The sequence below is a fragment of the Bradyrhizobium sp. CCBAU 25338 genome, from assembly GCF_028128965.1.
Lineage (GTDB): Bacteria > Pseudomonadota > Alphaproteobacteria > Rhizobiales > Xanthobacteraceae > Bradyrhizobium > Bradyrhizobium liaoningense.
Map to the genome: position 1 here is coordinate 318,884 of NZ_LFKY01000041.1, position 18,702 is coordinate 337,585.

Consider the following 18,702-nt stretch of genomic DNA (forward strand, 5'->3'; position numbering starts at 1 on the left):
CAAAGTCGCCAAGGCTTGCCAAGCAAGCGGGACGGTATGCCAGCGTTGCGCTGCAAAGCGCGATGAGGGTCATCGCGCCTTGCGTCATCGCTTGAGCATGATCCTTTCGGAAACCGACTGCACACTTTGCGCCAACGCGGCCCTTCGGGTCCGGATCATGCTATTCCCTCACCGGCAGCCAGATCTCGAAACCGCCATTGCCGGTTGCAGGATCGAACGTCTCGTCGTAGCGCTCGAAATTCGGCGCGTCCGCGGCTCTGAGGCCGGATGCCGGCAGCCACTGATTCCAGATCGTGTTCACGGTGCGCCGGATCGAAGCGACGTGCTCGGTATGCGTGAACACGGCATAGCGCTGCTCGGGAATGCGGATGCGGCCGAAGCGGCGCGGCAGGTCGGAGAAATCGGCGACTTCGACCCCCGCGATGTAGTCGAAATTGCCCGCGTCATCGCCGTTGCAGCAGACGCCGTAGGCGACTTGATTTTTTCCTTGGCCGACCCGCGCGGGGATGTCGGCGATCTCCTGATGGAAGCGTTGCCAAAGACCGGGGATCATGGCGCCGTTGTCGCAGGAGATGCGCTCGGCGGGGCCGGCGACCAGGAAGGCCTTTGCCGTCTCGAAGCGCGGTGGGGCAAGATGGTCGAGCATGGTGGAATTCATGAGGATCGGCTCCTGAAGCTTGAGCTGGCTCACGCACGTTGCCGCCCTCACCGCTTCGGGCGTGGTGCCGAAATGGTCGCGGAACGCGCGGGTGAAGGCTTCGTGCGAGCCGTAATCCGCCTCCAGCGCCAGCGACAGGATGTCGGGTGCGCCCTTTGCCAGACTGCGCGCCGCCTCCGTCAGCCGCCGCGCGCGCACGTACCGCATCACCGGCAGACCGGTGGCTGCGGCGAACGCACGCACGATGTGGAACCGCGACACGCCCGAGATCGCCGCGATCTCGTCGAGCGTCATCGGCTCGGCCAGATGGCTCTCGATATACCAGAGCGCGCGCTGGGCTGGATTCATGGCGGTTCAGGCTCTCGTTCGAAGCGCGGCGATGATGCGCCGATCCCTGCCGCTCTGCTTGATCGGCATTGCTGTCCTTCGCATGAGGATAGCCCGGCAATCGTCACTGGCAACGCCCTGCTGTTCGTGGCTACACTCGTTGAAACCGCTCACGAGAAAGAGGAACCGGGTCATGGAAATCACCGATGTGCGGGCGCACCATATCCGCATCCCCTATGACGCCGGTGTCGCAAGCTTCCGCCAGGGTGCTTCCGCGATTTCCGCGCTCGACATGGTCCTCGTCGAGGTCACGACCGATTCCGGGCTGACCGGCTGGGGCGATGCCTTCGCCTATGTCTGCCCGCGCACCACGCGCAGCGCCGTCGAGGAGATGATCGCGCCGCAGGCCCGCGGGCTGAAGGTGCCCGATGCTGCCGGCATTCCCGCGGTGATGGAACAGATCCAGCGCAATCTGCATCTGTTCGGCCGCTACGGCATCACCATGTTCGCGATCTCCGGACTGGATATCGCATTGTGGGACCTGGCTGCGAAGGTCAAAGGCGTGCCGGTGCATCGCCTGCTGGGCGAGATCAGGCGCACGGCCATTCCGGCTTACGCGAGCCTCTTGCGGATCGGCTCGCCCGACAACATCGCTGCCGAATGCAGGAAGGCGCTCGCGCTCGGCTATGGCGCGATCAAGCTGCACGAGACCACGGCGCCGGCAGTGTTCGCCGCGCGCGAGGCGATCGGGCCAGCCATTCCGCTGATGGTCGACATGAACTGTCCCCTGACGGGCGAGCAGGCGATCGCGTTTGCGAAAACATGCCGGGAGGCGCAGCCGATGTTTCTGGAGGAGCCGGTCTGGCCGCCGGAAGACTTCGCCACGCTTGCCGACGTCCGCAGCAAGGGCGGGCTCGACATCGCCGCCGGCGAGAATGCCTGCACCGAATATCAATTCCGCCAGATGATCGAGGCGGGCGCGGTCAGCCACGCCCAGCCCTCGGTCATCAAGGTCGGAGGCATCACGGAATTCCTGAAGGTCGCGACGCTCGCCGATCGGCTCGGCGTCAAGATCGTCCCGCACTCCCCTTATTTCGGCCCCGGCCTGCTGGCGACGCTGCATCTGCTCGCGACGCGCGACGACGGGCTGGTCGAGATGTTCTATCTCAAGCGCGAGGCCTGTCTCTGGGGCGGACGCGCCGATGTCGATGCCGCCGGCCATGTCGCGGTGCCGACAGGCCCCGGGCTTGGCTACGAGCCTGACCGCGCCGTGATGGAGCGCTATCGCGTCGCGTGAACGGCGCGCTTATTTCGCGGCGTCCTTGGGCGGCGGCGCGTCCTGCTTCCTCTTCAGATCCTCGGCGGTCTTCGCCTGCGCGGCCTGAAGCTCGCCGAGCGTCTTCTGCAAGCCGGCGAGGCTCGCCTTCAACGCGTCGATCTGGCGATTGGCGGCATCCAGCTTCTGCTGGTGATCGAGGGCGAGCTTGGTGATCGTCTTCTGCAGGAAATCGACATTGCTCTGCAGGCAGCTGGTGCGACGCTCCATGGTCTTCTCGACGGTGCATATCTCGATGCCGGGCACGTCCTGCGCGTGCACCGCCAGAGGCGCCAGCGCTGCGAGCAGCAACATCGCGAAACAAATGCCGGCGTTTCGAAGCAGCATGCAGGTTCCTCGTCCAATCGATCACGGCAATGTGCGCTGTTTGCGCGCCGCAGCGTGACGCTACCACACTCGTACCGCATTCTCGCGTTGAGCTTGCGTCAGTTCCCTGGGATGGGGAACGATGATCCGCACGCGGAAGAAGTGGGCGCTCTTTCCGCGGCTTTGTTTAGGGGAGATTTTTGGAATGGCAACGCGCGACAGACGTTTGGCGGAGTTCGACGGAGCCGGAGAACCACCGCCGGGCCTGCCACTCGAAGTGCTCTGCGAAGATCACAGCGGAACATATCAACTGCCGTTCGCCTGCCGCTACGTCGAGGGACGCTGGCAGAACCACGAGGCCGGCATCGCGGTCGAAGCAACCGTCATCGGCTGGCGCCTGCCACGCGTGAAGCAGCGCGGGGCCGCCTGAGAGCGGTTTCTGTTTCAAAATGCGACGGCGCCGCGCTCCGCTTTAACCTTCGGAACGCGGCCCGAACGAATCACGTCCGAATCAGCCGAAAGGCCGTGTACGCGCCTGTTCACGGCTAGATGTCGATGCGACGCTGCGGGCGCGCACAATATCTGCGCAGCACGCGGGATGGGCTCGGCCTGTCTCCGACGCCAAAGGTTAATCGCGGCAAAGGCATCGCTGTGAGGCCGCCGCTCCGCCCCCGAAACAGGCAAGGCGGCGCAACACCTGCCTAATATTCGACCTCGAGCTCCTCGATCTCGGCTGGCTCCTCCCGCGCCGCAGCGATCCATTCCTGCATCTCCGGCATGGCCATGATGGTATCGGCATAGGCCTTCAGGCGCGGCTCGAGCTTGACGTCATAGGTCACAAAGCGCGTCACCACCGGGGCGTACATCGCATCCGCCATGGTGCGCTGCGCGCCGAACAGGAAGGGGCCGCCCGATTTCTCCAGGCAGTCGCGCCAGATGAACGAGACGCGGTCGATGTCGGCCTGCGCCCGCGACCAGATCTTGAAGCCGGGAAAGTGTCCCTTCAGGTTGACCGGCAGCGAGGCGCGCAGCGTGGTGAAGCCGGAATGGATTTCGCCTGAGATCGAGCGGCAATGGGCGCGCTGGATGCGGTCGGCCGGCAACAGGCCGGCGTCCGGCATCAGCTCGGCGAGATATTCGGCAATCGCCAGCGTATCCCAGACCACGGCGCCCTCGTGCCGCAGGCACGGCACCAGGATCGACGACGACAGCAGCAAAATCTCGGCGCGTGCCGACGGATCGTCCGGCGCGGTGACGATCTCCTCGAAATCGAGCCCGGAGAATTTCGTCAGCAGCCAGCCACGCAGCGACCAGGACGAGTAGTTCTTGCTGCTGATGGTCAGTGTCGCCTTCGCCATATGGCCCTTCCCTGGTCCCGACATCAGCCCGGACGTGCCCGAGGCCTGAACTTTCCATGGGTCTGAGCAGCAAGCGACGTGCCAATTCTGCGACGGCGCGACCGCCGTCTGGCGTCCTTATTGCATAGCAGCACGGGACGGGATGGGCGTTTCAGCATGATGTCGATGTTTTATCAGGCCTTTCAAAACCACATGGACCTGACGGCGCCATGGCGCGCGGGGGCTTCGTCGGCGCTCAAATTCCTCAACCTGGTGCCGCAGGGCATGTCGGATCAGGTCGTCGGCCGGCTGTCGGCCGCGCTGGAGCTGATCTCGCGCTCCACCCTCACCTATGACCGGCCGGCCTACGGCATCGACAGCGTCATGGTGGGCAACCGCGAGATCGCCGTCACCGAGGAGATCGCGTACGCGACGCCGTTCGGCTCGCTGCTGCACTTCAAGAAGCATGGCGTGGCGGAGCAGCCGCGCATGCTGCTGGTGGCGCCGATGTCCGGCCATTTCGCGACGCTCTTGCGCGGCACCGTGAAGACGCTGCTGCAGGACCACGACGTCTACATCACCGACTGGCACAATCCGCGCGACATCCCGCGCAGCGAAGGCCGGTTCGGGCTCGACGACTACACCGATCATCTCATCGACTTCCTGGGCCAGCTCGGCCCGCGCCCGCACATGGTGGCGATCTGCCAGCCGTCGGTCTCGGCGCTCGCGGCCGCCGCCGTGATGTGCGAGGGCAACCATCCGTCACGCCCGGCGACGCTGACGCTGATGGCGGGGCCGATCGACACACGCATCCAGCCGACCAGGGTCAACGAGTTCGCCAAGAGCAAGCCGATCGATTGGTTCGAGCAGAACCTGATCAACTACGTGCCGGTGCAATGCCGCGGCGCCTTGCGCAAGGTCTATCCGGGCTTCGTGCAGCTCACGGCCTTCGTCTCGATGAATCTCGAGCGTCACATCAAGCAGCATCTCGACCTCGCCAACCACATCGCCAAGGGCGAGAAGGACAAGGCCGCGACCATCAAGACGTTCTACGACGAATATTTCGCGGTGATGGACCTGCCGGCTGAGTTCTACATCGAGACGGTGCGCGACGTGTTCCAGGAGCACCTCCTGCCGCAGGGCAAGCTGATGCATCGCGGCCGCCCGGTGAACACCAAGGCCGTCAGCCGCATGGGCCTGATGACGGTCGAGGGCGAGAAGGACGACATCTGTTCGATCGGCCAGACCCTCGCCGCCCAGGACCTATGCACCGGCGTGCGCGCCTATCGGCGCGTCCACCACATGCAGGCCGGCGTCGGCCATTACGGCGTGTTCTCCGGCAAGCGCTGGAACAACGAGATCTACCCGCTGCTGCGCGATTTCGTGCACGTCAATTCGTGACCGTCATCTCTGCCCAAACGACTGTCGGCCAGGGGCAACGGCACGTGCCTCATGCTCTTGCTTGAGCAGCTCTTTCGCTTCCACGAATTCCGGAAGATTTCGTTCCGCCTCGAATTCAGCGAGTACGGGAGCGAGCACTTCGGATATCGCACCCGCTCGGCCATTTGTCTTGTACAGGCGTGCAAGTTCAAGGGCGCTGCGTAGCTCGAAAGTCCTGGCCTGCTGGCGTCGCGCGATGTCCAGCGCTCGCTTGAGGGCGTCTTCGGAACTGGATTCGTCCGAAGGGTCATGGCGCGACAAAAGTTTACCGCGGACACGATGCAGCTCGGCATCAAGCCAATGCTGGCCGGATTGTCCCGTCCCGGCGATCAATTCGTCCAGGATTTCCAGCCCGGTCTCGACTTCGCCTACCTCTGCATTCGCCAGGACAACATGCATCCCCCAGAACGGTTCGCAGAGGTAGCAATCGTTCTCGTGCAGGAAGGTCCAGCCGTGACGCATGTCCGCCAGTCCGGCCATTCGGTCGCCGGCACGCCACTTGGCGAGGCCGTTCAGGTAGGTGCCCGCGGCCACGTACAGCGGCATCGTGTGGTCGCGCGCGAGACCGAGCGCCAGGATCGTCTCTGTTTGCTGCAACATGCCGCCGCATACCCCGTCGAACACAGCGCGATGAACCAGCGCATTGGCCTGGGACAGCGCCCGCTTTTCTCCCGGAGCACCCACCGCTTCCGCGGCGAGCTTGCGCGCACGAGCGATGCTACCGAGCGGCCAGAGCACCAGCGCAAGAAATCTCATGATCACGAACGGCAGATCCAGCGCAGAAGCCCTGAAGGTCGCGGGATCCGGTTCGGCACCATAGATCGCCAGCGCCTGCTCGAGATGCGTTCTCGCATTCAAGTAATCGCCCTCGAACCAGCAGGTGACGCCGCCCGTCCAACGGGCGACGACGGCGGCAACCGGCGAGTCCGGTCGTCGGTCAGCGGCGCTCCTGATGGCATCCGCCAGCTCACGCATCGGAGCGAGTTCGCCGTGGGTCAGGCAGGCATTGAAGAGCCCCGAATGCACCGGCGCAAGTTCAACGGGATCATCGATGCCCGCTGCGAACTGGCGCGCACGCGTCCATGCCGCGACCGTTTCGGGAGCGCTGTGGCCGAGGCTGCCCCGCAAGGCACGGCCATATGCGATTTGAAGATGCAGCCTGCTCATCATCCGGCGGGGCTCGTCAGGCAACTGATCGACGGTCGCAACGGCCTTGCCGAGATGCGCGATCGCCTCGGAATAGGCAGAGCGCTTCAGCGCCTGCTGGCCCGCCTTGCGCCACCATTCGAGCGCGACCTCGTTCAGCCCCGCTTCAGTGAAGTGGTGGGCGAGAACCTCCGGCTCGGTCTCGGCGACGACTGGAAACTTCTCGCGCAGGACATCGCCAATTCGCGTGTGAAGCAGCTGCCGTTTGCTCTTGAGCAGGCTCTCGTAGGCCGCTTCCTGAACAAGGGCGTGCTTGAAACTATAGTTAGCTTCGGGCGGCGCCCCGCGGCGAAGCAGCAGTTCGGCCTCTTCGAGCTGTCCCAGCGCATTGCTCAGCGTCAGATCATCGCGTCCCGCCACGTATTTCAGCAGCGCGTATGAGAAGTCGCGGCCGATGGCGGCGCCGATCTGCGCCACCTCCTTGACTGGAGCGAGCCGGTCGAGCCGCGCCATCAGCGAGTCTTGCAGCGTGGCGGGAATAGCAAGCGGCGGAAGCGGACTATTCAGGCGATAGCGCCCGGCATCCTCGACGAGCAGGCCGGACTCCAGCACCATCTTGGTCAACTCCTCGACGAATAGCGGGACGCCATCCGTCTTGTCGATGATCTGCTTCATCATCTCGCGTGGCAGCTGGCGACCGACAACCACCTGTTCGACCAGCGCGCGCGTGTCCTGCCGATCGAGCCGGTCGAGCCGCAATAGACCGACGTTGGCAAGGCCCGACCAGGAAGGCTCGAACTCCGGCCGGGATGTCATGAGCACGAGTATCGGCAGTGCCCTGATCCGATCGACCGCGAGATCGAACAGTTCAAGTGTCGTGGCATCGGCCCAATGCAAATCCTCGCAGATGATCAGCAGAGGCTGATCTCGCGCCAACCCCTCGAGCTGATCGAGCAGGGCGGCAAATGTCTGTCGCCGCTGCTGCGCCGCGCTCAAGCCAAGGGGCGGGCAATGGTCGCCGGTTGGAATCGAAAGCAGCGCCGCAATGAGCGGTGTTGCCCGGGCGACCTGCTGGGTTCCAAGCGCCAGCATTGCCTCGAGCTTACCGAGCTTTTGTTCTGGCGTGTCGTGCGAGCGGATTCCGGCGGCGCGCTCGAGCTGCGCGACAAAGGGATGAAGCGCACTGTTGGTGTGGTAAGGCGAACACTGATATCGCACCCGACGGTGTGTCCCCAACGAAGGGCTTTCGGACAGCGTTGCGACAATGCGCGACTTGCCGATGCCCGCTTCGCCGGAAATCAATACGATCTGGCCCTTGCCCTGCCATGCCTCACGCTGGCGCGCGAGAATGAATTCGATCTCGTCCTTGCGGCCGACAAAGCCGATCGAGTGCGCGGCCCGGACCGCCTCGAAGCGGCTCTCGGATGCGGTCGCTCCTTCCACCGCCCACACCGCGATGGGTTCGCCTATTCCCCTGACTTCGCGGCGGCCGAGATTGCGAAAGGTGAAGAGATCCCCAAGCAGCCGGCGCGTCGACGACGCAACGACGACCACCCCCGGTTCAGCCAGGCTTTGGAGCCGAGCAGCGAGGTTTGGCGTATCGCCGACGGTTGCGTGCTCCTCCGACGCATCACCGCTGATGAGATCGCCAACCACCACAAGCCCGGTCGCAATTGCGATCCGCAGCTCAACCCGTTCGCCGGCGCCCGTCTTGAGCTGGCGAATCGCGGAGATAATGTCGAGGCCCGCCCGCACTGCGCGTTCCGCATCATCTTCGTGGGCGCGCGGATATCCGAAATAGACGAGTATCCCGTCACCGACGAACCTGGCTATCCTGCCGTCATAAGCGGCAATGACGTGCGCGCATGCGGCGCGATAGGCCCGGATCACTTCCCACATGTCCTCGGGATCGAGACGCGCCGAGAGCGCAGTCGAGCCGACCAGATCGCAAAACATAACGGTGAGGTGGCGCCGCTCGGCGTCATGAGGAGGAGCCGGCGACGCGATCAACGCGGCTGGATCGAGGTCGGCAATGGCACGCAGCATTTTGCGGCGATGACCGAGGAGGACTCCGAGCTTGTCAAAGTCCTCGTCCATCAGTTCGGGGAGGACGCCCACGTCGATACCATTTTGGACAAAACGCTCCACGTATTGCCCAAGCCCCAGCTTCTCGAGCCACTCCGCGATCTGCATGGCACCACCGATGTTTTGGCTGGCAGTTAGCAGAATCTTGGACCACGACCGCGCGGGGACAATATCCCAACGCCACTATGATGGCACGCCTTGTTTGCTCTGCGAAAATTTAGGTTACAAGATACCGATAAGGTTTCGGCCGGGACACTGCTCGAAGCGAACGGCTGCGCTACCAAACATCGCTGGCACGCAGCGTTGGACGGCAGAGGTTGCGATGAGTCGTCACGACTCCCTCCAGACCAGAAGCCGAACCGACACTGCGGCCCTCGCTCACATACGATGCCAAGCGGACGTTTTTCCGCGAGCGCACTTCCTTCATTGCTCGTTCGTGGACGCTTCGTGGCTGCGAGCCATCGTGCCCGCCGCAACCTGAAGCGAAGAACCAACCACCCAACAGCCGGCGACAAAGCCTATCAGGCCGTTAGGCAGATTCTGATCAAGGACAAGGATGCTGACCGACAGAGTTGCGGCAATGGCCGCGCCGAACGTTCCGGCCGCACTCATGATCTCGGCCGACTCGGAGCCGGTCCATTCTTCCGAGATGCTCGATGTCGGCTTCCGTGCGACATTGCCAGACAAATCAATTCCGACATAACAACTAATAGCTCCATAGAGCATTGTCAGGAGCACAATCCAGCCGCTTTCAAACAGTCCGCCTTTCTCACGCAACAGGGTTGCACCGACATAGAGGCCGCAAGAGGCCCCAACGGCCGCCAGCCCAATCCTTTCAAGGATATGGGCCGACTTGATCAGACTGGAACGGGCGATCCGAAAACTGCCGACGTGCCTTTTGAGAGAGAATGCGTTGGAAATTGCGCTGCTAGTCTTCATTGGGGGGCTCCTTCTGAGTAATTGGCAGCCTACTGGCTGACCCCAAATAGAAGCTGCCTGGACGCGTTTCTCGATGTCCTCGATTCCAATTTCTGAAAAATGTGTGCTGAGTGATGGGGCTGGCTTGCTCGTGAGCAAGACGAGGAGCCAATCCAAAGCTGCGAGCACGCGGCTGCGCAGGCATTGCATCTCACCCGCGTTCGTCAATTAGGTCCGGGTGCGGCAATTTCTTGCGGGAGTGGTAGTTCAGAAAGAGAGTGATGGAGTATGAAGCGGTTCACATACCGCTGTTTCCTGTCGCTCCATCCGGTCACGATTTCCGGAGGACGCGTGAAGCACGCAGTCAGGCCGACCATTCCTCACCCCACACCTGGACGACGTGGCCCGGCGACACTTCGCGATACTGCCGCAGCGGAGGCTGATAATCCGGCGCGCGCACCGGGCTTCTGATCTCGTCGTTCGAGGCCTCACGCCGGACTCCGCGACGCGACGGATCGGGCACCGGCACGGCTGCCATCAGCTTCTTCGTATAAGGATGCTGCGGATCGCCGAACACCGAGGCGCGCGGGCCGATCTCGACGATCTCGCCGAGATACATCACCGCGACGCGGTGGCTCATGCGCTCGACCACCGCGATGTCGTGGGAGATGAAGAGATAGGCGAGGCCCATGCTGGCCTGAAGATCGAGCATCAGATTGACGACCTGGGCCTTGACCGAGACGTCGAGCGCGGAGACGGCTTCGTCCGCGACGATCAGCTTCGGCCCGAGCGCGAGCGCACGCGCGATGCAGATGCGCTGCCGCTGGCCGCCGGAGAACTCATGCGGGAAGCGCGCCGCCATGTCGGCGGTCAGGCCGACGCGCACGAGCAGGTCGGCGACCTTGTCGCGGGCCTGCGCAGCCGTGGCAAGGCCGTTGGCGAGCAGCGGAGCCGCGATCGCCGTTCCCACCGACATGCGCGGATTGAGGCTCGCGAACGGGTCCTGAAACACGATCTGCATCCGCTTGCGAAAATCGCGTAGAGCTCGGCCGTTCATGGCCAGCACGTTCTCGCCGTCGACCAGGACCGTCCCGCTGTCCGGCTCGAGCAGCCTCAGGATCGAGCGGCCCGTGGTCGACTTGCCGCAGCCGGATTCGCCGACCAGCGCCAGCGTCTCGCCGGCGCGCAAGGTGAAAGAGACGTCCTCGACCGCGTGGACGCGACCCGAGACCTTGCCGAACAATCCGGAGCGGATGGGGAAACGCGTGGTGAGGCCCGAGACTTCCAGCAACGGCCGCTCGGCCGTCGAAACGGTGTCGGGCGTCTCCACCGGCTCGTCCGAAGTCCCCGTCACCTTGTCGACGATCGGAAACCGCATCGGCCGCGTCCGTCCGTCCATCGAGCCGAGACGTGGCACGGCCGCCAGCAGCGCGCTTGTGTAGGGATGCGAGGGTGCGGCGAAGATGCGCGGGGTCGCGTCGATCTCCACCGCCTGCCCGCCATACATCACCACGGTCCGATCAGCGATCTCGGCGACGACACCCATGTCGTGGGTGATGAAGAGGATCGACATCCCCTCCTCCTGCTGCAGCTCCTTCAACAACTCGAGGATCTGGGCCTGGATGGTGACGTCGAGCGCGGTGGTCGGCTCGTCCGCGATCAATAGCCTTGGCCTGCAGGCCAGCGCCATCGCGATCATCACGCGCTGGCGCATGCCGCCGGAGAAGCGATGCGGATGCTCGTGGAAGCGGGATTTCGCCGCGGGGATGCGGACGCGATCGAGCAGGCGGATGGTTTCCGCCTCGGCGGCGGCGCGCGACAGGCCGCGATGCTGGATCAGCGCCTCCGCGATCTGGAAGCCGATGGTGAGCACCGGATTGAGGCTCGTCATCGGCTCCTGGAAGATCATGGCGACGTCATTGCCGCGAATGCTGGTCATGCCCGCCTCGGGCAGCGCGAGCAGATCTCGGCCAGCCAACATGACGCGGCCCTCGACGCGACCGATCTCCTGGGGAATCAGCCGCATGATCGAGAGCGCGGTGACGCTCTTGCCCGAGCCGGACTCTCCGACGATCGCCACGGTCTCGCGCGGCGCGATATCGAACGAGATGTTGCGGACGACGGGTATCCATTGCCGCTCGAGCATGAAGGAGGTGGTGAGGCCGGAGACCGAGAGCACGGGAGACTGTGCGTTGGCGGAGGCTTGGTTCGACATGTTTGCCACGATGCTCATGCGAGGCCCCCGCCACCTGCCGGGGAGAAGGTGCGCCCCCTCCCCCGCTTGCGGGGGAGGGTTGGGGAGAGGGTGTCGCCGCAAGCGAGAACCCCCAAGAGGAGAGAGCCCTCTCCCGGCGCTGCGCGCCGACCTCTCCCGCAAGCGGGAGAGGTAAACTGCGCCCGTAGCTGCACCAACGTTCCCATCGTCATCGCGCCTCAATATCCACGCGTGCGGTCAACCAGCCCCGGCAGCTCCTCGCCGCGGCGGTGACGGGCGATGACGTCGAGTACGAAATCGACGGCGGTGTCGGGCGTCGTCATGCTGGCATTGTGCGGCGTCAGCAGGATGCGCGGGTGGCTCCAGAACGGATGGCCTGGCGGAAGCGGCTCGGGATCGGTGACGTCGAGCACCGCGCCGGACAACGCGCCGCTGTCGAGCGCCGCGAGGAAATCAGCCTCAATGAGATGCGGACCGCGGCCGACATTGACGAGCCCCGCCCCGCGCGGCAAGCGCGCGAACAAGTCTGCGTTCAGGATGCCGCGCGTCTCGTCGGTGAGAGGCAATAGGCAGATGAGAATGTCGGCCTGCGCAAGGAATTCGGGCAGCGCTTCTGCGCCCGCATAACAGGTGACGCCTTCGATCTCGCGCGGCGAACGATTCCACCCTGATAGCGGAAAGCTGAACGCCTTCAGCCGCTCGAGCACGGCCTGGCCGAGTTGGCCGAGCCCCATCACACCGACACGCCGCCGCTTCGCCGGCGTGATGCGGATCTCGCGCCAGACCTGCTGCTTCTGCTGATTGATGAAATCCAGGAGATCGCGATGCAGCGCGAGCACCGCCATGCTGACGTATTCGACCATGGTCTCGGCGATGCCGGGCTCCAACATGCGGACCAACGGAATATGCGCCGGAACTTTCGTGGTATCGAACTGATCGACGCCCGCTCCGACCGAGAAGACCAGTTCGAGGTTGGGAAAGGTCGTCGCGATCTCATCCGGCGGCACCCACGCCACCAGATGGCGGACATCGGCAGGATTGCCGATGTCGGGCCAGAGCCGGAACGGCACGTCGGGCGCGCGCTCCGCGAAGAGGCGCGCCCACTCGGCACCGCGAACCATGTTGGCCTTGTAGAGAACCGTCATGCCGCCCTCAGAACGGGCTGACCGGCGCGAGCCGCCGGCCGTCGATCATGCGCTTGTGGCTGTAGGCGGCGGGATCGACCAGCGGCGTCGCGCCGGTCACGATGTCGGCGGCGAGCTTGCCGGCCGCGGGGCCGATGCCGAAACCGTGGCCTGAGAAGCCGGTGGCGAGGAAGAAGCCCGGCAGCGCATCGACCGCCGAGATCACGGGGATCGTATCCGGCGTGCAGTCGATCGTGCCACCCCAGGCTTCCGCGATCTCGATGTCCTTCAATTCCGGATTCGACTTGATCAGCGCAGCCAGCGCCGAATTGACCAGCGACATGTCGGGTGCGGGATCGCGCACGCGCTCGGCCTCGAACGGCGACGGCTTGTCGAAGCTCCAATTCGTGCCGCGCATGAGCTGGTCGAAAAACGACTTGCCGAACGACATCTTCAATCCCTCGCGACGATGCAAATAGGTCGGCCAGAAGGTCCAGGCGTAACGCAACAGGTCCGGCGACAGCTCGACCGTGCCGCGGTTGCGCAGCGCCAGCGTGAAGCCGCCGTCGAGGCGGCGACGGATGCAGTAGAAATCGGTGCCGAGCGCGCCTGACGTGATCTCCGGTCCCGGCGTGGTCCGGCACGCGGTGGCGTTGACGAGGCCGATCGGAAGCTCGATGCCATGGCGGCGGCAGAACAGTGACGACCATGCGCCGCCCGACAGCAGCACGGCCTGCGTGCGGATCGTGCCCTTCTCGGTGACGACGGCGCTGACGCGCCCCCCTTGCGTCTCCAGCCCGCGCGCGGCGCAGCCCTGGTGGATGGTGACGCCGTGCTTGCGTGCCGCGGTCGCAAGTGCCGGCACCGCCATCGACGGCTCCGCGCGGCCATCGCTCGGCGTGTGCAGGCCGCCGACCCATGTGTCGGTATTGCCGGGCATGCGCTCGGCGACCTCGGCCGGCGTCAGCACGGTTGAGTGCACCTGCATCTCGCGTGCGACCGCCGCCCAGCGCTCCCAGCTCGCAAGCTCGTCCTTGTTCTTGGTCAGGAACAAGACGCCAGTGCGGCGGAAGCCGGCATCGACGCCGGCGTCGTTCTGCATGTCTTCCCACAGCCGCAGCGCCTCGCGCGCGAGCGGAATCTCCTCGCGGGCGCGACCCTGCTGGCGGCACCAGCCCCAATTGCGGCTCGACTGCTCGCCGCCGACATGGCCCTTCTCGACCAGGGCGACGGAGAGGCCCTTCTTCGCCAGATGATAGGCCGAGGAGACGCCGATGACGCCGCCGCCGATGACGACGACGTCCATCTGCGCCGGCAGGCGTTCATCGCTGTTGATACGGTTGAGCGGCGGGGACATGGGACACTCCTGGACTTCAGTTCGAACGAGACCTGGCTCGTCATGGGATGTTCATTCGCGGGTCGAGCGCATCGCGCAGGCCGTCGCCGAGGAAGTTGAAGCTGGTGACAGCCAGCGTGATGGCGAGGCCCGGCGCGATCGCAAGCCACGGCGCGCTGGTGAGATAGATCTGCGCGTTGTTGAGCATGTTGCCCCAGCTCGCCGCCGGCGGCTGGATGCCGTAGCCGAGATAGCTGACATAGGATTCGAGCAGGATCGCTTTCGCCACGTTCAGCGTCGCCGCCACCACGATAGGCGCGATCGCATTGGGCACGAGCTCGCGGAACATGATCCGCAGGTTCGACGAGCCGAAGGCAAGCGCGGCGACCGCAAACTCACGTTCCCGCAGCGACCGCACCTGGGCCTCGACGACGCGGGCGACGGCCATCCAGGCCGTCGCCGCGATTAGCACGGTGGTGGTGACCAGGCCGGGCTCAGTGAGCGCGGCCAGCGCCAGCAGGAGGAAGATCGTCGGAAAGCACAGCACGGCATCGACAAGCCGCATCAGGACCGCACCGACCACGCCGCCATAGAAGCCGGCGAAGGCGCCGACGGCGATTCCGACCGCCATCGCGATCACCATCGCGACGATGCCGATCGACAGCGAGACGCGACCGCCCATCATCAGCCGCGCCAGCACGTCGCGACCGAGCTCGTCGGTGCCGAGGATATGCGCGCCCGACAGCGGCGGCGCGAACCGCTTCATGATGTCGATATAGGTGTCGTCGAACGGCAGCAGATAAGGGCCGAGCGCCGAACCGAGGACGAGAACGAGGATGATCACCGCGCCCGCGAGCGCGAGACGGTGGCGCCGAAAACGACGCCACGCGGCCTGGCCGGGCGCGAGCTGAACGGTGGAGATGGTCGCAGCCGTCATCGCTAGCCCACCCGGATGCGCGGATCGACGACGGCATAGAGGATGTCGGCGAGCAGGGAGCCGATCAGCACCATCGTCGCCGAGAACATCAGGATGCCCATCACCACGGGATAGTCGCGATAGCCGATGGAATCGAGGAACAGCCGGCCCATACCGGGCCAGGTGAACACGGTCTCGGCGACCAGCGCTCCGCCGAGCAGCGTCGGAAACTGCAGGCCAGCCACCGTGATCATCGGCAACAGCGCGTTGCGAAGCGCGTGCACCGTGAGAATGCGCCATTCCGGCATGCCCTTGGCGCGCGCCGTGCGGATGTAGTCCTGGTTGATGACCTCGAGCATGGAGGAGCGCATGAAGCGGCCCCACATCGCGGTTTCGACCAGCGCCAGAACCATTGCCGGCGCGATCAGATGATGCAGCAGGTCGAGGAAGGAACCGTCGCCGATGGTCTGCCTGTTGCCGGCCGGCAGCCAGCCGAGCTTCACCGAGAAGACGTAGATGGTGACGAGGCCGAACCAGAAGGTCGGGATCGACAGCGCGACCATGGCGCCGACGGTGGCCAGCGTGTCGAACAGCGAATAGCGCCGCAGCGCACCGAGGATACCGATCCAGCAGCCGAGCAGCACCGCGATGATGGTCGCCGTCGCCATCAGCTCCAGCGTGGCGCCGAGATGCGAGGAGATCACCGACAGCACCGCCTCGCCGTCGCGATAGGAGCGCCCCCAGTCGCCCCGTACCATGCGGCCGAACCAGTCGAGATATTGGATCGGCAACGGGCGATCGAGCCCGAGCTGCCTGGTGACGCGGTCGAGATCCTCCTGCGTCATCTGTCCGGAGACGGCGAACTGCGACAGCGGACCGCCGGGCGCCAGATGCAGGATGGCAAAGCCGATCGCCGAGACGATCACCAGCAGCATGATCGCCTGCGCCAGGCGGTTGACGACGTAACGGGCCATCTCAGGCGATCCAGCGGGCCTGAGACATCAAGCCCAGTACCATTCGCGGATGTTCCAGCAGTTGATCGAGGTATTGATGTTGGGGCGAAAGCCTTGCAGCCCTTCCTTCACGCCTTCGGCGATGAAGCCCTGGAACAGCGGCAGGATGGCGAGATCGTTGCGGATCAGCTTTTGCAGCTCGCCATAGGTCGTCTTGCGCTGGGCGAGATCGAACTGCCTGGCGCCGTCGGCGAGCAGGCGATCGGCCTCCGGGTTCTTGTACTGATAGGTGTTGTAGCCGCGGCCGCCCTTGGCGGGAATGGCGCCGGAGCCGAAGCGCGGCGTCACGTCGGGGTCGCTGCCCAGCATGAAGTTCACCGACACCAGAACCGAGTTGAACTTCGACTGCTGCCAGAACTCGCCCCAGATCACGGCCGCCGGCATGTTGTTGACGCGCATCGCAGCGCCGATCGCGCGCCAGTCCTGGATCAGCAGCTGCTGGGTCTGCTCACGCACCGCGTTGCCCGACGTCGTCGAGTTGGTGAATTCGAGCTTGACGCCGCCCTTTTCGCGCACGCCACCGGCGCCGCGGACCCATCCGGCCGCATCGAGCAGCGCATTGGCCTTGGCGGGATCGTATTTGTGCTGCGGCAGGCCCTGCTGAAACGACCAGGCCTGCTGCGGCACGAAGCTCTCGGTCTGCGTCGGCAGGCCGTAATAGAGCGCATCGATGATCGCCTGCTTGTTGATGGCGAGGTAGAGCGCCTCGCGCACGGCGCGGTCGGCGAAGGGACCGAACTCCAGATTGGGCGCGATATGCTCCACCGAAGAGGTCGAGGAGACGAAGACCTTGCGGCCCTTCAGCGTCTTCGCCTCCTGCACGAAGTTCGGCAAGATGCCTTGCAGGCCGGTGTAATCGACCTGGCCGGTGCGGAACTGAGTGTAGAGCACGGTGAGGTCGGGAATGTACTTGAAGACCACGCGTTCGACGTAAGGACCCTTGCCGTGATAGCCGGTGTGAGCATTGAGCAATATGTGGTCGCCGGGCACGCGCTCGCCCCAGCGGAACGGCCCGGTGCCGACGGGTGCATTGTGGAACGGCGAGGCGTTCGGATCGGACACCTTCTCCAGGATGTGCTTCGGCACGATGAAGGTCAGCGATCCCAGGATCGACATGTAGGGCGAATAGGGCGCTTCCATGCGCCAATGGATCTCGTCAGGCGCCACGACCTTGATGTCTTTGACGAGGCTGTGGCCGACGCGGCTGCGCGCGCGGAAATTGGGATCGTTGATCAGCTCGAGCGAGAATTTCACGTCCTCGGCCGTGAACGGCGTGCCGTCATGCCATTTCACGTCGTTGCGCAGCTTTATCTTCCAGGTCAGGCCATCGGCCGACAGGCCGCCATTCTCGATGGTCGGGACTTCGCGAGCGAGGTCGGGAACGAAATTGCCGGCGGGATCGATGAACCAGAGCAGCGAGAACACCTGCCACCAGACGCCCTGGTCGACCTCGATGCCCGGCATCAACGGATGAAAGACGGTCGGCTCCTGCGACAGCGCCGCGATCACCTGACCGCGCGGCTTGTCCGGCGGATTGGTGGGTCGTTCGGTCTGCGCGAAGGCGCTGCCTGAAAGCGTCCATCCCGCCGCGGCCCCCGCGCCGAGCTGGAAGAATTGACGGCGATTCGGAATGCCGAGATGCAGTGCCCCAACGCCGAGCTTGCCGGTGTCGCCTGCCATGACCACTCTCCGTTGTCGCACGCGGCACCGTCTCCCGCGCCCCCGAGACCCCGGCAAAGGGACAGGAGTGGGCTTTAGTGCTTCTAAATTATTGTGCCAAAATTTCATCACGACTAAATACAACTGTCAATCGGATTGCTAGTATGCGCAATCTTTTCACTCCGACTAAAGCTCCGACCGATACCGTCGCGGGCTCAAGATGATGCATGGGAGAGCGACATGGACGGTCGCGGCGGCACGAACGGCCCCAAGGATCTCGCGACGGCCGAGCCCGATGACGCTGTCGACCAGCGTCTGGGTGAAACCGTGCGGCTGCTGCGGCAGCGCGCCGGCCTCTCGATCCAGGACGTCGCCACCAAGACCGGCCTGTCCACCGGCATGATCAGCCAGCTCGAACGCGCGCGGGCCATGCCGTCGATCCGCACGCTACGCCTGCTCAGCATCGCGCTCGACGTTCCCATCTCCTATTTCTTCGAGAGCAGCGATCCCGCCGACGTGCCGCGCTACATCGTGCGCAAGACCAACCGGCGGCTGCTGCGGCTCACTGCCAGCGGTGTCGTCAAGGAAGCGTTGACCCCGGAAGGCAAAGGCCAGCTCGAGCTCTACGAGCTCACGCTCAACCCCGGCGCCTCCTCCGGCACGGACTTCCTGCAGCACACCGGCGAGAAGGCGGGCTACATCCTCTCGGGCAGCCTGCGGCTGTGGCTCGACAACCAGGCCCACCTGCTGGAAGCCGGCGACAGCTTTCGTTTTCCGAGCATCGTGCCGCACATGTTCGACAACCCGACCCAGCAGGTGGCGCGCGCGATCTGGGTGACGACGCTGCGCGAAGACCGTGGGACGCAGTCGCAAGAACAGGTCTAGC

The 18,702-nt window shown here is 64.7% G+C and carries 15 protein-coding genes; 4 read left to right on the top strand and 11 right to left on the bottom strand.

All coding sequences use genetic code 11. The annotated features are described in order from the left end of the window. Positions 1-160: 160 nt before the first annotated feature. Positions 161-1,006, bottom strand: a complete 846-nt coding sequence (locus ACM42_RS28560) for an AraC family transcriptional regulator (protein WP_271530972.1) — start codon at positions 1,004-1,006, stop codon at positions 161-163. 172 nt (positions 1,007-1,178) lie between these two features. On the opposite strand from ACM42_RS28560, the gene ACM42_RS28565 reads away from it, so the two are divergent. Then, positions 1,179-2,282 carry a mandelate racemase/muconate lactonizing enzyme family protein gene (locus ACM42_RS28565; RefSeq protein ID WP_271530973.1) on the top strand — a complete coding sequence of 368 codons (1,104 nt, stop codon included), beginning with the start codon at positions 1,179-1,181 and terminating at the stop codon, positions 2,280-2,282. A gap of 9 nt (positions 2,283-2,291) precedes the next feature. On the opposite strand, the gene ACM42_RS28570 is transcribed toward ACM42_RS28565, so the two are convergent. Further along, positions 2,292-2,648, bottom strand: a complete 357-nt coding sequence (locus tag ACM42_RS28570; RefSeq protein WP_271530974.1) for a hypothetical protein — start codon at positions 2,646-2,648, stop codon at positions 2,292-2,294. Between the two features lie 184 nt (positions 2,649-2,832). Between ACM42_RS28570 and ACM42_RS28575 the strand changes: the two genes are divergently transcribed. Further along, the gene (locus ACM42_RS28575; RefSeq protein WP_024339451.1) at positions 2,833-3,057 is read left to right on the top strand and encodes a hypothetical protein; all 225 of its coding nucleotides are present in this window, start codon (positions 2,833-2,835) and stop codon (positions 3,055-3,057) included. A 271-nt stretch (positions 3,058-3,328) separates the two neighbouring features. Here the strand turns inward: ACM42_RS28575 and ACM42_RS28580 are convergent, their stop codons facing one another. Continuing rightward, positions 3,329-3,985 (bottom strand): glutathione S-transferase family protein, encoded by a 657-nt coding sequence (locus ACM42_RS28580; protein WP_271530975.1) that lies wholly within the window; start codon positions 3,983-3,985, stop codon positions 3,329-3,331. A gap of 156 nt (positions 3,986-4,141) precedes the next feature. Here ACM42_RS28580 and ACM42_RS28585 point away from each other — a divergent pair, with 156 nt between their 5' ends. Then, positions 4,142-5,365, top strand: a complete 1,224-nt coding sequence (locus tag ACM42_RS28585; protein WP_271530976.1) for a polyhydroxyalkanoate depolymerase — start codon at positions 4,142-4,144, stop codon at positions 5,363-5,365. Between the two features lie 3 nt (positions 5,366-5,368). Here the strand turns inward: ACM42_RS28585 and ACM42_RS28590 are convergent, their stop codons facing one another. The 8 genes from ACM42_RS28590 to ACM42_RS28625 all read right to left on the bottom strand — a co-directional run bounded on the left by ACM42_RS28590 (position 5,369) and on the right by ACM42_RS28625 (position 17,837). Then, complete coding sequence (locus ACM42_RS28590; protein ID WP_271530977.1) at positions 5,369-8,743, bottom strand: adenylate/guanylate cyclase domain-containing protein; 3,375 nt, start codon at positions 8,741-8,743, stop codon at positions 5,369-5,371. Positions 8,744-9,058: 315 nt separating this feature from the next. After that, positions 9,059-9,574 (bottom strand): hypothetical protein, encoded by a 516-nt coding sequence (locus ACM42_RS28595; RefSeq protein WP_271530978.1) that lies wholly within the window; start codon positions 9,572-9,574, stop codon positions 9,059-9,061. Between the two features lie 343 nt (positions 9,575-9,917). After that, entirely contained in the window at positions 9,918-11,786 is a 1,869-nt protein-coding gene (locus ACM42_RS28600) for an ABC transporter ATP-binding protein (protein WP_271530979.1), read from the bottom strand. A 200-nt stretch (positions 11,787-11,986) separates the two neighbouring features. Continuing rightward, entirely contained in the window at positions 11,987-12,913 is a 927-nt protein-coding gene (locus ACM42_RS28605; RefSeq protein WP_271530980.1) for a 2-hydroxyacid dehydrogenase, read from the bottom strand. A gap of 7 nt (positions 12,914-12,920) precedes the next feature. After that, complete coding sequence (locus tag ACM42_RS28610) at positions 12,921-14,249, bottom strand: NAD(P)/FAD-dependent oxidoreductase (protein WP_271530981.1); 1,329 nt, start codon at positions 14,247-14,249, stop codon at positions 12,921-12,923. 40 nt (positions 14,250-14,289) lie between these two features. Beyond that, complete coding sequence (locus tag ACM42_RS28615) at positions 14,290-15,165, bottom strand: ABC transporter permease (RefSeq protein WP_035672065.1); 876 nt, start codon at positions 15,163-15,165, stop codon at positions 14,290-14,292. A 2-nt stretch (positions 15,166-15,167) separates the two neighbouring features. Next, a complete protein-coding gene (locus tag ACM42_RS28620; RefSeq protein WP_271530982.1) occupies positions 15,168-16,118 on the bottom strand; it encodes an ABC transporter permease in 951 nt (316 codons plus the stop codon). A gap of 27 nt (positions 16,119-16,145) precedes the next feature. Then, positions 16,146-17,837: a peptide ABC transporter substrate-binding protein gene (locus tag ACM42_RS28625; RefSeq protein ID WP_271530983.1), complete on the bottom strand. Its 1,692-nt coding sequence runs from the start codon at positions 17,835-17,837 to the stop codon at positions 16,146-16,148. 219 nt (positions 17,838-18,056) lie between these two features. On the opposite strand from ACM42_RS28625, the gene ACM42_RS28630 reads away from it, so the two are divergent. Next, the gene (locus ACM42_RS28630) at positions 18,057-18,701 is read left to right on the top strand and encodes a cupin domain-containing protein (protein ID WP_271530984.1); all 645 of its coding nucleotides are present in this window, start codon (positions 18,057-18,059) and stop codon (positions 18,699-18,701) included. Position 18,702 lies beyond the last annotated feature (1 nt).

Coding starts and splice junctions, on each gene's coding strand:
- ACM42_RS28620 (WP_271530982.1), bottom strand. CDS start 16,118: ATGGCCCGTTACGTCGTCAACCGCCTGGCGCAGGCGATCATGCTGCTG.
- ACM42_RS28590 (WP_271530977.1), bottom strand. CDS start 8,743: ATGCAGATCGCGGAGTGGCTCGAGAAGCTGGGGCTTGGGCAATACGTG.
- ACM42_RS28630 (WP_271530984.1), top strand. CDS start 18,057: ATGGACGGTCGCGGCGGCACGAACGGCCCCAAGGATCTCGCGACGGCC.
- ACM42_RS28565 (WP_271530973.1), top strand. CDS start 1,179: ATGGAAATCACCGATGTGCGGGCGCACCATATCCGCATCCCCTATGAC.
- ACM42_RS28570 (WP_271530974.1), bottom strand. CDS start 2,648: ATGCTGCTTCGAAACGCCGGCATTTGTTTCGCGATGTTGCTGCTCGCA.
- ACM42_RS28615 (WP_035672065.1), bottom strand. CDS start 15,165: ATGACGGCTGCGACCATCTCCACCGTTCAGCTCGCGCCCGGCCAGGCC.
- ACM42_RS28625 (WP_271530983.1), bottom strand. CDS start 17,837: ATGGCAGGCGACACCGGCAAGCTCGGCGTTGGGGCACTGCATCTCGGC.
- ACM42_RS28595 (WP_271530978.1), bottom strand. CDS start 9,574: ATGAAGACTAGCAGCGCAATTTCCAACGCATTCTCTCTCAAAAGGCAC.
- ACM42_RS28585 (WP_271530976.1), top strand. CDS start 4,142: ATGATGTCGATGTTTTATCAGGCCTTTCAAAACCACATGGACCTGACG.
- ACM42_RS28605 (WP_271530980.1), bottom strand. CDS start 12,913: ATGACGGTTCTCTACAAGGCCAACATGGTTCGCGGTGCCGAGTGGGCG.
- ACM42_RS28610 (WP_271530981.1), bottom strand. CDS start 14,249: ATGTCCCCGCCGCTCAACCGTATCAACAGCGATGAACGCCTGCCGGCG.
- ACM42_RS28575 (WP_024339451.1), top strand. CDS start 2,833: ATGGCAACGCGCGACAGACGTTTGGCGGAGTTCGACGGAGCCGGAGAA.
- ACM42_RS28560 (WP_271530972.1), bottom strand. CDS start 1,006: ATGAATCCAGCCCAGCGCGCGCTCTGGTATATCGAGAGCCATCTGGCC.
- ACM42_RS28580 (WP_271530975.1), bottom strand. CDS start 3,985: ATGGCGAAGGCGACACTGACCATCAGCAGCAAGAACTACTCGTCCTGG.
- ACM42_RS28600 (WP_271530979.1), bottom strand. CDS start 11,786: ATGAGCATCGTGGCAAACATGTCGAACCAAGCCTCCGCCAACGCACAG.